Annotated in this window: 21 protein-coding genes; 20 read left to right on the top strand and 1 reads right to left on the bottom strand. The window is 39.8% G+C overall.

Annotated features, from left to right (window positions below):
* Positions 1 to 83: 83 nt before the first annotated feature.
* Entirely contained in the window at positions 84 to 764 is a 681-nt protein-coding gene (rpiA, locus tag RV04_RS07745; protein WP_071857893.1) for a ribose-5-phosphate isomerase RpiA, read from the bottom strand.
* Positions 765 to 1,166: 402 nt separating this feature from the next.
* Here rpiA and rpsL point away from each other — a divergent pair, with 402 nt between their 5' ends.
* The 20 genes from rpsL (at position 1,167) to rpsH (ending at position 13,204) form a co-directional block, all read left to right on the top strand.
* Entirely contained in the window at positions 1,167 to 1,580 is a 414-nt protein-coding gene (gene rpsL / locus RV04_RS07735; protein ID WP_010742744.1) for a 30S ribosomal protein S12, read from the top strand.
* 44 nt (positions 1,581 to 1,624) lie between these two features.
* A complete protein-coding gene (rpsG, locus tag RV04_RS07730; protein ID WP_071857892.1) occupies positions 1,625 to 2,095 on the top strand; it encodes a 30S ribosomal protein S7 in 471 nt (156 codons plus the stop codon).
* 80 nt (positions 2,096 to 2,175) lie between these two features.
* Entirely contained in the window at positions 2,176 to 4,260 is a 2,085-nt protein-coding gene (gene fusA / locus RV04_RS07725; protein WP_071857891.1) for an elongation factor G, read from the top strand.
* Between the two features lie 161 nt (positions 4,261 to 4,421).
* Entirely contained in the window at positions 4,422 to 5,609 is a 1,188-nt protein-coding gene (tuf, locus tag RV04_RS07720) for an elongation factor Tu (RefSeq protein WP_071857890.1), read from the top strand.
* 582 nt (positions 5,610 to 6,191) lie between these two features.
* Positions 6,192 to 6,500 (top strand): 30S ribosomal protein S10, encoded by a 309-nt coding sequence (gene rpsJ, locus RV04_RS07715; RefSeq protein WP_010756438.1) that lies wholly within the window; start codon positions 6,192 to 6,194, stop codon positions 6,498 to 6,500.
* A 21-nt stretch (positions 6,501 to 6,521) separates the two neighbouring features.
* Positions 6,522 to 7,151 (top strand): 50S ribosomal protein L3, encoded by a 630-nt coding sequence (gene rplC, locus RV04_RS07710; protein ID WP_071857889.1) that lies wholly within the window; start codon positions 6,522 to 6,524, stop codon positions 7,149 to 7,151.
* Between the two features lie 28 nt (positions 7,152 to 7,179).
* Complete coding sequence (gene rplD, locus RV04_RS07705; RefSeq protein WP_071857888.1) at positions 7,180 to 7,803, top strand: 50S ribosomal protein L4; 624 nt, start codon at positions 7,180 to 7,182, stop codon at positions 7,801 to 7,803.
* Entirely contained in the window at positions 7,803 to 8,090 is a 288-nt protein-coding gene (rplW, locus tag RV04_RS07700; protein ID WP_071857887.1) for a 50S ribosomal protein L23, read from the top strand. Before rplD ends, rplW begins: the two co-directional genes overlap by 1 nt.
* Positions 8,091 to 8,132: 42 nt before the next feature.
* On the top strand, positions 8,133 to 8,966 hold the full coding sequence (gene rplB / locus RV04_RS07695; RefSeq protein WP_071857886.1) for a 50S ribosomal protein L2: 834 nt from the start codon (positions 8,133 to 8,135) through the stop codon (positions 8,964 to 8,966).
* A 42-nt stretch (positions 8,967 to 9,008) separates the two neighbouring features.
* Positions 9,009 to 9,287 (top strand): 30S ribosomal protein S19, encoded by a 279-nt coding sequence (gene rpsS / locus RV04_RS07690; RefSeq protein ID WP_071857885.1) that lies wholly within the window; start codon positions 9,009 to 9,011, stop codon positions 9,285 to 9,287.
* 21 nt (positions 9,288 to 9,308) lie between these two features.
* Positions 9,309 to 9,656 (top strand): 50S ribosomal protein L22, encoded by a 348-nt coding sequence (gene rplV / locus RV04_RS07685; RefSeq protein WP_071857884.1) that lies wholly within the window; start codon positions 9,309 to 9,311, stop codon positions 9,654 to 9,656.
* A gap of 13 nt (positions 9,657 to 9,669) precedes the next feature.
* On the top strand, positions 9,670 to 10,326 hold the full coding sequence (gene rpsC / locus RV04_RS07680; protein WP_071857883.1) for a 30S ribosomal protein S3: 657 nt from the start codon (positions 9,670 to 9,672) through the stop codon (positions 10,324 to 10,326).
* A 2-nt stretch (positions 10,327 to 10,328) separates the two neighbouring features.
* Positions 10,329 to 10,763, top strand: coding sequence for a 50S ribosomal protein L16 (gene rplP / locus RV04_RS07675; RefSeq protein WP_071857882.1), 435 nt, complete (start codon positions 10,329 to 10,331; stop codon positions 10,761 to 10,763).
* Positions 10,753 to 10,944, top strand: coding sequence for a 50S ribosomal protein L29 (gene rpmC / locus RV04_RS07670; protein WP_071857881.1), 192 nt, complete (start codon positions 10,753 to 10,755; stop codon positions 10,942 to 10,944). Before rplP ends, rpmC begins: the two co-directional genes overlap by 11 nt.
* A 21-nt stretch (positions 10,945 to 10,965) precedes the next feature.
* Positions 10,966 to 11,232 carry a 30S ribosomal protein S17 gene (rpsQ, locus tag RV04_RS07665; RefSeq protein WP_071857880.1) on the top strand — a complete coding sequence of 89 codons (267 nt, stop codon included), beginning with the start codon at positions 10,966 to 10,968 and terminating at the stop codon, positions 11,230 to 11,232.
* A 55-nt stretch (positions 11,233 to 11,287) separates the two neighbouring features.
* The gene (gene rplN, locus RV04_RS07660) at positions 11,288 to 11,656 is read left to right on the top strand and encodes a 50S ribosomal protein L14 (RefSeq protein ID WP_010742760.1); all 369 of its coding nucleotides are present in this window, start codon (positions 11,288 to 11,290) and stop codon (positions 11,654 to 11,656) included.
* Between the two features lie 35 nt (positions 11,657 to 11,691).
* Positions 11,692 to 12,003: a 50S ribosomal protein L24 gene (rplX, locus tag RV04_RS07655; RefSeq protein ID WP_071857879.1), complete on the top strand. Its 312-nt coding sequence runs from the start codon at positions 11,692 to 11,694 to the stop codon at positions 12,001 to 12,003.
* A gap of 26 nt (positions 12,004 to 12,029) precedes the next feature.
* Positions 12,030 to 12,569, top strand: a complete 540-nt coding sequence (rplE, locus tag RV04_RS07650; protein ID WP_071857878.1) for a 50S ribosomal protein L5 — start codon at positions 12,030 to 12,032, stop codon at positions 12,567 to 12,569.
* An 18-nt stretch (positions 12,570 to 12,587) separates the two neighbouring features.
* Positions 12,588 to 12,773 (top strand): type Z 30S ribosomal protein S14, encoded by a 186-nt coding sequence (locus tag RV04_RS07645; protein WP_028020384.1) that lies wholly within the window; start codon positions 12,588 to 12,590, stop codon positions 12,771 to 12,773.
* Between the two features lie 32 nt (positions 12,774 to 12,805).
* The gene (gene rpsH / locus RV04_RS07640) at positions 12,806 to 13,204 is read left to right on the top strand and encodes a 30S ribosomal protein S8 (protein WP_071857877.1); all 399 of its coding nucleotides are present in this window, start codon (positions 12,806 to 12,808) and stop codon (positions 13,202 to 13,204) included.
* Positions 13,205 to 13,234: the final 30 nt, after the last annotated feature.

Here is a 13,234-nt window from a genome sequence, read left to right as displayed (position 1 = left end):
TTGTACAATTTTTTCGCTATGATTTCCATAAAAATGAGCGTGTTTTTTCTCAAAACACGCTCATTAAAGAGTTTTACAATAAATTATTTTGTAGGAACGATCAAAGTTTGCGGTCCTTCAGGAGTACCGACGATCACGCGAGAAATCATATCGATGAATAAACCGTGTTCTACAACGCCGACACATTCATCCAATTCTTTTGCTAAAGCGCGAGGATCTGTAATTTTTTCTAAATGCAAATCAATAATGTAATGTCCACCATCGGTCATTAATAGTTCACCTGATTCATCTGTGCGCCATGTTGGGTTATAGTTGCGCTCTTCAAATAAACGGAAAATATTATGGCTGCCAAAAGGAACAACTTCAACGGGAAGAGGGAATTTACCTAAATTAGCGACCATTTTGCTCTCATCAACAATCCAAATACAATCTTTTGAATATGTAGCCACGACTTTTTCGAATAATAAGGCTGCACCGCCACCTTTGATTCCTTGAAAATCTTCGCTGATTTCATCTGCACCATCAATAGTTAAATCTACGGATTCCACATCATCGATTGCTTTTAAGGGGATTCCTAATTCTTTCGCTTGTGCTTCGGTTTTTGATGAAGTAACGACACCAGTAATTTTCAAACCTTCTTCATTTACTCTACGACCCAATTCTTTTACCAAATAGTAGGCAGTCGATCCAGTTCCTAATCCTACGGTCATTCCGTCTGTGACATATTTTGCCGCTTCGATCCCGACTAACTCTTTTAAATTCATTGATAATTCCCACCTTTAACTAAGTTAGGTTTATTGTAATCGGAAAAAAGAAAAAAAGATAGCCTTTTCAGTAAAAAAGACCAAAAAGAAAGGCCTTGGTTTAATAGTCTGTCAGACCTAAAAAATCAGAATAGGAAAAATAAAGGAGCTTCTTTATTGAATAATAGTGACTAAAATCAATTGAAATAAAATAAAGAAAAAGCCATTCTGTTTGTTGACACGAATATTTTATCGTGGTATGCTATCAAAGGTGCTTTGTGAACAGGTCTCTCGTTGAGACGTGCTGACTGTGTCAAGGTACGCTTGATAGGGAATGCAGGAATGCATTATTTTTTATCGCCGAAAAAGAACCACCAGGATGTGTGGTACTAGAAAGCGAATCGAGGAAGGAGGAAACAAGGGATGCCTACAATTAATCAATTAGTACGTAAACCTCGTAAATCAAAGGTGGAGAAATCAAATTCACCAGCATTGAACAAAGGATATAACAGCTTTAAAAAAGCTCAAACAAACGTTAACTCACCACAAAAACGTGGAGTTTGTACACGTGTGGGTACTATGACACCGAAGAAACCTAACTCAGCGTTACGTAAATATGCTCGTGTTCGTTTGTCAAACTTAATCGAAGTAACAGCTTATATTCCAGGTATCGGCCATAACTTACAAGAACATAGTGTTGTTCTTTTACGTGGTGGACGTGTAAAAGATTTACCAGGGGTACGTTATCATATCGTTCGTGGTGCACTAGATACTGCGGGTGTTAATGATCGTAAACAAAGCCGTTCTAAATACGGTACTAAAAAACCTAAAGCTTAATCAAACGAATAGATAAGACATATTTTCGGAAGGAGGAGTTACGTATGACTCGTAAAGGAACTATCGCAAAACGCGATGTTTTGCCAGATCCTATGTATAACTCTAAGCTAGTAACTCGTTTAATCAACCGTGTAATGGTTGACGGCAAACGTGGTACTGCTTCAAGTATTGTATACAACGCTTTTAGCACAATCAAAGAATCAACAGGGAATGATCCATTGGAAGTTTTCGAACAAGCAATGGAAAACATCATGCCTGTACTAGAAGTTAAAGCTCGCCGTGTTGGGGGTTCTAACTACCAAGTACCAGTTGAAGTACGTCCAGAACGTCGTACTACTTTAGGATTGCGTTGGGTTGTAAACTTCGCTCGTTTACGCGGCGAACATACAATGGAAGAACGCTTAGCGAAAGAAATCATGGATGCTGCTAACAACACTGGAGCTTCTGTGAAAAAACGCGAAGATACACACAAAATGGCGGAAGCCAACCGTGCATTTGCTCATTATCGTTGGTAAGATTTTTTCTGCTGGCGCAGGTCAACAGAAAAATGACCAAAAAATGCTAAATTCAATTTAAGAGAGGAGCAAACAAAGAAATGGCAAGAGAATTTTCTCTAGAAAACACTCGTAATATCGGGATCATGGCCCACGTTGATGCAGGTAAAACTACAGCAACTGAGCGTATCTTGTACTACACTGGTAAAATCCATAAAATTGGTGAAACGCACGAAGGCGCTTCTCAAATGGACTGGATGGAACAAGAACAAGAACGTGGTATCACGATCACTTCCGCTGCTACTACAGCACAATGGAAAGGTCACCGCGTAAATATCATCGATACCCCAGGACACGTGGACTTCACAATCGAAGTTCAACGTTCATTACGTGTACTTGATGGCGCAGTAACTGTATTGGACTCACAATCAGGTGTAGAACCTCAAACAGAAACTGTTTGGCGTCAAGCAACAGAATACCAAGTTCCACGTATCGTATTCTGTAATAAAATGGATAAAATCGGTGCAGATTTCCTTTATTCAGTAAGTACTTTACACGATCGTTTACAAGCGAATGCTCATCCAATCCAATTACCAGTTGGTGCGGAAGATGACTTCACTGGTATCATCGATTTAGTTAAAATGAAAGCTGAAATCTACACAAACGACTTAGGTACGGAAATTCAAGAAACTGAAATTCCTGCAGATTACCAAGAGTTAGCTGAAGAATGGCGCGAAAAATTAGTAGAAGCAGTTGCTGATACTGATGAAGACCTAATGATGAAATTCCTAGAAGGTGAAGAAATCACTGACGAAGAATTGAAAGCAGGTATCCGTAAAGCTACTTTAGCAGTTGATTTCTATCCTGTATTATGTGGTTCTGCCTTCAAGAACAAAGGTGTTCAATTGATGTTGGATGCAGTCATTGACTATCTTCCAGCGCCAACAGACGTACCTGCGATCAAAGGTTTCAACCCTAAAACTGACGAAGAAACTGAACGTCCAGCTGACGATTCAGCTCCTTTCTCATCACTAGCGTTTAAAGTAATGACTGACCCATTCGTAGGTCGTCTAACTTTCTTCCGTGTTTACTCAGGCGTATTGAATTCAGGTTCTTACGTATTGAATGCCTCTAAAGGCAAACGTGAACGTATCGGACGTATCCTTCAAATGCACGCGAACACTCGTAAAGAAATCGAAACGGTTTACTCAGGAGATATCGCAGCAGCTGTTGGATTGAAAGATACTACTACTGGGGATACACTTTGTGATGAAAAATCACCAGTTATCTTAGAATCAATCGAATTCCCTGATCCAGTTATCGAAGTTGCTGTTGAACCTAAATCAAAAGCTGACCAAGATAAAATGGGTGTTGCTTTACAAAAACTAGCTGAAGAAGATCCATCATTCCGCGTTGAAACAAACGTTGAAACTGGTGAAACTGTTATCGCTGGTATGGGTGAACTTCACTTAGATGTATTAGTTGACCGTATGCGTCGTGAATTCAAAGTGGAGGCAAACGTTGGTGCGCCTCAAGTATCTTATCGTGAAACATTCCGTGCTGCTACTAAAGCAGAAGGTAAGTTTGTACGTCAGTCTGGTGGTAAAGGTCAATACGGTCACGTATGGGTCGAATTTACACCAAACGAAGAAGGTGCTGGCTTCGAATTCGAAAACGCAATTGTCGGTGGTGTGGTTCCTCGTGAATACATCCCAGCAGTTGAAAAAGGTCTAGAAGATGCAATGGCAAACGGTGTATTAGCTGGTTATCCTTTAGTTGACATTAAAGCTAAGCTTTATGATGGTTCTTACCATGATGTCGATTCAAATGAAACGGCCTTCCGTGTAGCTGCTTCTATGGCGCTACGTGCTGCTGCTAAAAAAGCTAGTCCATCAATCCTTGAACCAATGATGAAAGTTACGATCACTGTTCCAGAAGATTACTTAGGTGATGTTATGGGTCACGTAACTGCTCGTCGTGGACGTGTTGAAGGTATGGAAGCGCATGGTAACGCACAAATCGTTAACGCAATCGTGCCGTTAGCTGAAATGTTCGGTTACGCTACTACGCTTCGTTCTTCTACGCAAGGACGTGGAACATTCATGATGGTATTTGACCACTATGAAGATGTACCGAAATCAGTTCAAGAAGAAATCATTAAGAAAAACGGCGGCAAAGCTGAATAATTCTTAAATGTCAATCTAAATTGATAGGTTTCCTTTAAAAGACTGTATTTTTAATAATGATTCATGTAAAATAATTAACTGATGATATGGGCTCGCGCCGCTTTTGTGGCGCGGACTTATCAGATAAAAATAATCTCATTTACTTAGGAGGAACATTTTAAATGGCTAAAGAAAAATTTGACCGTTCAAAACCCCATGTTAACATTGGTACTATCGGACACGTTGACCATGGTAAAACTACTTTAACTGCTGCAATTACAACTGTACTTGCTAAACAAGGCGGAGCTACAGCAATGGACTACGCTTCAATCGATGGCGCTCCTGAAGAACGCGAACGCGGAATCACAATCAATACTTCACACGTTGAGTATGAAACTGAAAACCGTCACTACGCACACGTTGACTGCCCAGGACACGCGGACTACGTTAAAAACATGATCACTGGTGCTGCACAAATGGATGGAGCTATCTTAGTAGTATCTGCTGCTGATGGCCCTATGCCTCAAACACGTGAACACATCTTGTTATCACGTAACGTTGGTGTTCCTTACATCGTTGTATTCTTAAACAAAATGGATATGGTTGATGATGAAGAATTACTAGAATTAGTTGAAATGGAAGTTCGTGACTTATTATCAGAATACGACTTCCCAGGCGACGACACTCCAGTTATCGCTGGTTCAGCTTTGAAAGCCTTAGAAGGCGACGCTTCATACGAAGAAAAAATCTTAGAATTAATGGCTGCTGTTGACGAATATATCCCAACTCCAGTTCGTGATACTGACAAACCATTCATGATGCCAGTCGAAGACGTATTCTCAATCACTGGTCGTGGTACTGTTGCAACTGGTCGTGTTGAACGTGGACAAGTTCGCGTCGGCGACGAAGTTGAAATCGTAGGTATCGCTGAAAATACTGCTAAAACAACTGTTACAGGTGTTGAAATGTTCCGTAAATTGTTGGATTACGCTGAAGCCGGCGACAACATTGGTGCATTATTACGTGGTGTTGCACGCGAAGACATCCAACGTGGACAAGTATTAGCTAAACCAGCTTCAATTACTCCACATACAAAATTCTCTGCAGAAGTTTACGTTTTAACTAAAGAAGAAGGCGGACGTCATACTCCTTTCTTCACTAACTACCGTCCTCAGTTCTACTTCCGTACAACTGACGTAACTGGTGTAGTTGATCTACCAGAAGGTACTGAAATGGTAATGCCTGGTGATAACGTAACTATGGAAGTTGAATTAATTCACCCAATCGCTATCGAAGACGGAACTCGTTTCTCAATTCGTGAAGGCGGACGTACTGTTGGTTCAGGTGTCGTATCTGTAATCAACGCGTAATTAATTTTTATGATTCAAATATGCTCGGACGTAAAGAGTTACCAGCTTGCTGGTAACTCTTTTTTTATTATCAGGTAAGGAATAAATGTGGAGCAAAAATCAATGTTAATTTAAATGATTGAGTCTAGGTGACTAGAAATAAATGGATGTGAGTAGGCCATTATTCATTCGATCTACTTAGATTTAGTGGAAAAATAAATGGTTACATTGGCTTTGGTGAATCATAATAATATATCTGTGCGCTAGAAGGGAGGGGTCTTTGAAGAAATTTTTTAGAGAGTAGAAAAATATCCGTAATTTTTTTCTTCTATATAGATAGAATCAACTTAAGAATGATTTTCAGAAAATAAAAACGAAAACTCGAAAAAGACTAATAAAATCCTTGCAATAGTAGATCAGATATAATATAATCATAAAGGTGCTGTTTGTAGAAGTGCAAGTGACACTGGGGGGTTCATAAAAGAATCCGCCGGCTTTGAAACGAGAGGTTGCGACACGCCCGGACGCTTTGCCACGAACGAGCGTGACGGAGATTTTCGTGGAGCTATGTCTACTTTTAAAATAGGCGAAGGAGGGAATAAGATGGCAAAACAAAAAATTCGTATCCGTTTAAAAGCGTATGAACATGGTATTTTAGACCAATCAGCGGATAAAATTGTAGAAACTGCAAAAAGAACTGGAGCTAGTGTATCTGGTCCAATTCCATTACCAACAGAACGTAGTCTTTACACTGTAATCCGTGCGACTCATAAATACAAAGATTCACGCGAACAATTCGAAATGCGTACTCACAAACGTCTGATTGACATTGTGAATCCAACACCGAAAACAGTTGATGCTTTAATGAAGCTTGACTTACCATCAGGTGTTAACATTGAAATCAAACTATAATAAGAAAATGGAGGTGTAATCATGACCAAAGGAATCTTAGGGAAAAAAGTGGGAATGACACAAATCTTCACAGAATCTGGTGAACTTATTCCAGTAACAGTTATCGAAGCTACTCCAAACGTCGTTTTACAAGTTAAAACAACTAAAACAGATGGCTACGAAGCAGTTCAATTAGGTTACCAAGATAAACGTGAAGTTTTGTCTAACAAACCTGCGAAAGGTCATGTTGCAAAAGCAAACACGGCTCCTAAGCGCTTCATTCGAGAATTCAAAGATGTTGAGCTAGGAGACTACGAAGTAGGACAAGAAGTGAAAGTTGATACTTTCCAAGCTGGAGACATCATTGATGTTACCGGAACGACTAAAGGTAAAGGATTCCAAGGTGTTATCAAACGTCATGGACAAAGCCGCGGCCCTATGGCTCACGGATCTCGTTACCACCGTCGTCCTGGATCTATGGGTCCTGTTGCACCAAACCGTGTATTTAAAAATAAACATTTAGCTGGCCGTATGGGTGGCAACCGCGTAACAATTCAAAACCTTGAAGTTGTTCGTGTTGACGCTGACCGCAATGTTATCTTAGTAAAAGGAAATGTTCCTGGCGCTAAAAAATCTTTAATCATTATCAAAGCAGCTGTAAAAGCTAAATAATTAGTTATAGGAAAGGAGGAACTAAGGAATGCCAACTGTAGCATTATTCAAACAAGATGGAACTCAAAACGGTGACATCACTTTAAATGAAGAAATCTTCGGAATCGAACCAAATGAAAGTGTTGTTTACGATGCAATTATTATGCAACGCGCTTCATTAAGACAAGGAACTCACGCTGTGAAAAATCGTAGCGCAGTTCGTGGCGGTGGCCGCAAACCATGGCGTCAAAAAGGAACTGGACGTGCTCGTCAAGGTTCTATCCGTTCACCACAATGGCGTGGAGGTGGCGTTGTCTTCGGACCTACACCACGTTCTTACAGCTACAAACTTCCTAAAAAAGTTCGTCGCTTAGCAATCAAATCTGTTTTATCAGAAAAAGTTGCTGAAAATAAATTAGTTGCTATTGAAGCTTTAAGCTTTGAAGCGCCTAAAACAAAAGAATTCAAGCAAGTTTTAACTAGCTTGTCTATTGATTCAAAAGTATTGGTTGTATTAGAAACAGAAAACGAAGTTGTAGGCTTAGCTGCTCGTAACTTATCAAACGTAACTGTTACTACTTCAAACAACGTAACTGTATTAGATGTAGTCGCTAATGACAAAATCTTAGCAACGCAAACTGCTCTTACTCAAATTGAGGAGGTGCTTGCATAATGAACTTACTAGACGTAATTAAACGCCCGGTGATCACTGAAAAATCTATGTTAGACATGGACGAAAAGAAATATACTTTCGAAGTTGACACTCGCGCGAATAAAACTTTAGTCAAACAAGCTGTTGAAGCTGCTTTTGACGTTAAAGTTAAAAATGTAAACATTATGAATGCTAAACCAAAAGCAAAACGTATGGGTAAATACCAAGGCTTCACTAAAAAACGTCGCAAAGCTGTTGTGACATTAACTGAAGGTTCAAAAGAAATCCAACTTTTCGACGCTGAATAATCAGCGTTAGAAATTCACTAGTAAATAGGAGGGAAACTAGACGTGGCGATTAAAAAGTACAAACCTACCTCAAATGGTCGTCGTAATATGACGAGTTCTGATTTCGCTGAAATCACAACTTCAACGCCTGAAAAGACGTTATTAGAACCATTGAAAAACAACGCCGGTCGTAACAACAACGGTCGCATTACTGTACGTCATCAAGGTGGCGGACATAAACGCCAATACCGTGTTATCGACTTCAAACGTAATAAAGATAACGTGGTTGCTACAGTAAAAACGATCGAATACGATCCAAACCGCTCAGCAAACATTGCATTAGTTCATTATACAGACGGAGTGAAAGCTTACATCTTAGCCCCTAAAGGCTTACAAGTAGGCATGACTGTCGTATCTGGAGCAGATGCAGATATCAAAATCGGAAACTCTTTACCACTAGAAAACATTCCAGTTGGTACAGTTATCCATAATATTGAAATGAAACCAGGTAAAGGCGGACAATTAATCCGTTCTGCTGGTACAAGTGCTCAAGTACTTGGTAAAGAAGGAAAATACGTATTAGTACGTTTAAACTCTGGCGAAGTTCGCATGATCTTAGCTACTTGCCGTGCTACTATCGGTTCTGTTGGTAACGAACAACACGAATTGATCAACATCGGTAAAGCTGGTCGTTCTCGTTGGATGCGTAAACGCCCAACTGTACGTGGTAGCGTAATGAACCCTAACGATCACCCACACGGTGGTGGTGAAGGTAAAGCTCCAGTCGGACGTAAAGCTCCAGTATCTCCTTGGGGACAACCTGCATTGGGTTACAAAACTCGTAACAAGAAAGCTGCATCAGACAAGCTTATTGTTCGTCGTCGTAAGACTAAATAGAACCATTGACTATGTGTCGCATATTTTGAGAGGAGGTACACCATGGGTCGTAGTTTGAAAAAAGGACCTTTCGTTGATGATCATTTGATGAAAAAGGTCGAAGCGCAACAAGGTGTTGAAAAGAAAAAAGTTATTAAAACTTGGTCTCGTCGTTCAACAATTTTCCCTAGCTTCGTAGGGTTTACAATTGCTGTTTATGACGGACGCAAACATGTGCCAGTTTACATCCAAGAAGACATGGTAGGACATAAATTAGGTGAATTTGCACCATCAAGAACTTATCGTGGACATGCCGCCGACGATAAGAAAACAAAACGCTAATTCTGAGGGGAGGATATTAACATGGCAGAACAAATTACATCAGCTAAGGCAACTGCGAAAACAGTTCGCACTTCTCCTCGTAAATCACGTTTAGTAATCGATCTTATTAGAGGAAAAAGCGTAGCAGAAGCAATTTCAATTTTGAAGTTCACACCAAACAAATCTGCTGGAATCATCGAAAAAGTTATGATGTCAGCAGTTGCTAACGCAGAAAACAATTTTGACTTAGATGTTGAAAACTTGGTAGTTTCTGAAGCATTTGTTAACGAAGGACCAACAATGAAACGTTTCCGTCCACGTGCAAAAGGTTCAGCATCACCAATCAACAAGCGTACAAGTCATATTACCGTTGTGGTATCAGAAAAATAAGGAGGGATAATCAGTGGGTCAAAAAGTAAATCCTATTGGAATGCGTGTAGGCATCATCCGTGATTGGGATGCTAAATGGTATGCTGAAAAAGAGTATGCTGAGTTTCTACACGAAGATTTGAGAATCCGTAAGTTCATCGCAACTAAACTTGCTGATGCCGCTGTGTCAACCGTTGAAATCGAACGCGCTGCAAATCGCGTAAACATTTCAATCCACACAGCCAAACCTGGTATGGTTATCGGTAAAGGCGGATCTGAAGTTGAGAGCCTAAGAAAAGAATTAAACAAATTAACTGGTAAACGAGTTCACATCAACATCGTTGAAATCAAAAAACCAGATTTAGATGCAAAATTAGTCGGAGAAGGAATCGCACGTCAATTAGAAAACCGTGTTGCTTTCCGTCGTGCACAAAAACAAGCAATCCAACGCACTATGCGTTCTGGAGCTAAAGGAATCAAAACTCAAGTATCTGGTCGTTTGAATGGTGCGGATATCGCTCGTTCAGAAGGATACTCTGAAGGAACAGTTCCTCTTCATACATTGCGTGCTGACATCGACTACGCTTGGGAAGAAGCAAACACAACATACGGAAAACTAGGAGTTAAAGTGTGGATTTATCGTGGAGAAATTCTTCCTACAAAGAAAAACACTGAGAAAGGAGGGAAATAATCATGTTAGTACCTAAACGTGTAAAACACCGTCGTGAATTCCGCGGAAAAATGCGTGGGGAAGCTAAAGGTGGTAAAGAAATCTCATTTGGAGAATATGGCTTACAAGCTGTTGATTCACATTGGATTACTAACCGCCAAATTGAAGCTGCCCGTATTGCAATGACTCGTTACATGAAACGTGGTGGGAAAGTATGGATTAAAATTTTCCCTCACAAATCTTATACTGCCAAAGCAATTGGTGTACGTATGGGATCTGGTAAAGGTGCTCCTGAAGGCTGGGTTTCACCAGTTAAACGCGGCAAGATCATGTTTGAAATCGCCGGCGTTCCTGAAGAAGTTGCTCGTGAAGCATTACGTCTTGCTTCTCACAAATTACCAATGAAAACTAAGATCGTAAAACGTGAGGAAATGGGTGGTGAATCGAATGAAGGTTAAAGAAATCAGAGAATTAACCACTGCCGAAATGCTAGATCAAGAAAAACAATTAAAAGAAGAATTGTTCAATCTTAGATTTCAATTAGCAACAGGTCAATTAGAAAACACTGCACGTATTAAAGAAGTACGTAAATCGATTGCACGTATCAAAACTGTGTTGCATGAACAAGCTGACAAATAGTGGAAGGAGGCCATTTCCAGTATGACTGAAGAAAGAAATCAACGTAAAGTTTATCAAGGACGTGTGGTATCTGACAAAATGGACAAAACGATCACTGTTGTCGTTGAAACCCAAAAGAACCATCCAATCTACGGTAAACGTATGAAATATTCTAAAAAATACAAAGCTCACGATGAAAACAATGAAGCAAAAACTGGTGATATCGTGAAAATCATGGAAACTCGTCCATTATCAGCTACCAAACGTTTCCGTCTGGTTGAAATCGTTGAAAAAGCAGTGATTATCTAATCACACGAGATTTTCCTATATAGATGTTTTTTAAATCTGAAAGGAGGATACACAAGTGATCCAAGCAGAAAGCCGTTTAAAAATCGCGGACAACTCAGGTGCACGTGAAATTTTAACTATTAAAGTTCTTGGTGGATCTGGTCGCAAAACTGCAAATATCGGTGATGTGATTGTTGCTACGGTTAAACAAGCAACGCCAGGTGGTGTTGTCAAAAAAGGTGACGTTGTAAAAGCCGTTATCGTTCGTACTAAATCAGGCGCTCGTCGTACTGATGGTTCGTATATTAAATTTGATGAAAATGCAGCTGTTATCATTCGTGATGACAAGAGCCCAAGAGGAACACGTATCTTCGGACCTGTCGCTCGTGAACTACGCGAAGGCAACTTCATGAAGATCGTTTCATTGGCACCGGAAGTATTATAATCGAGAGATTCAACTAAAGGAGGTGCGCAACAGTAATGTTCGTTAAAAAAGGCGATAAAGTAAAAGTTATCTCTGGTAAAGACAGAAATAAAGAAGGCATTGTATTAGAAGCCCTTCCTAAACAAGATAAAGTCGTTGTTGAAGGCGTCAATATCGTGAAAAAACATAAAAAAGCCTCTCAAGAAGCCCCTCAAGGTGGAATCGTTGAGGTAGAAGCACCAATTCATGCTTCTAATGTTATGGTGATCGACCCTTCAAATGGAGAAGCGACACGCGTTGGCTATAAAGTGGTTGACGGAAAAAAAGTCCGCGTTTCTAAGAAAACCGGCGAAACACTAGATAAATAATTAAACAAGGAAGGAGGATCTTATAGATGAACCGCCTAAAAGAAAAATTTGTAAGTGAAATTACACCATCTTTGATGGAAAAATTTAACTATGATTCAGTAATGGAAGTTCCTAAAGTTGAAAAAATCGTCATCAACATGGGTGTTGGTGATGCGGTATCAAACACTAAAAACTTAGACAAAGCTGTTGAAGAATTAGCGTTGATTTCTGGTCAAAAACCACTTATCACTAAAGCTAAAAAATCAATCGCTGGTTTCCGTTTACGTGAAGGAATGCCTATCGGTGCGAAAGTAACACTACGCGGAGAAAGAATGTATGAATTCTTAGACAAATTAGTGACTGTGTCACTTCCTCGTGTACGTGACTTCCACGGAGTAAGCAAAAAATCCTTTGATGGCCGTGGTAACTTTACTTTAGGTGTTAAAGAACAATTGATCTTCCCTGAAGTAGATTTTGATTTAGTTGATAAAGTACGCGGTATGGATATCGTTATTGTAACAACTGCTAAAACTGACGAAGAATCACGCGAATTATTAACACAACTTGGAATGCCATTCCAAAAATAAATCAAGGAGGCGAAAAAATTGGCTAAAAAATCAATGATTGCTAAAAACAAACGCCCTGCAAAACATTCTACGCAAGAATATACTCGCTGCGAACGTTGCGGACGTCCACATTCAGTTTATCGTAAATTTCATCTTTGCCGTATTTGCTTCCGCGAACTTGCCTACAAAGGTCAAATTCCCGGCGTGAAGAAAGCTAGCTGGTAAAACAAACTCGCAAAAAGGAGGTAAATAGTTCAATGGTCATGACAGATCCAATTGCAGATTTTCTAACTCGTATTCGTAATGCCAACATGGTTAAACACGATACTTTAGAAGTACCTGCTTCAACAATCAAACGTGACATCGCTGAAATCCTTAAACGTGAAGGTTTCGTACGTGATGTTGAATATATCGAAGATGACAAACAAGGCATGATCCGTGTTTTCCTTAAATACGGTAAAAATGACGAACGTGTTATCACGAACTTAAAACGTATCTCTAAACCTGGCTTACGTGTTTACGTTAAAGCTGACGAAGTGCCACGTGTACTTAACGGTTTAGGTATCGCAATCATTTCTACTTCTGAAGGTTTATTAACTGATAAAGAAGCTAGAAACAAAAACGTCGGTGGCGAAGTGCTAGCTTACGTTTGGTAATATCAAACAATCCATGAGGAGGTGTCTTTA

The organism is Enterococcus hermanniensis, from assembly GCF_001885945.1.
In the GTDB taxonomy this organism is placed as follows: Bacteria; Bacillota; Bacilli; order Lactobacillales; family Enterococcaceae; genus Enterococcus_A; species Enterococcus_A hermanniensis.
The sequence above is the reverse complement of the archived record's forward strand: the minus strand, read 5'-3'. Positions and strand labels throughout refer to the sequence as shown.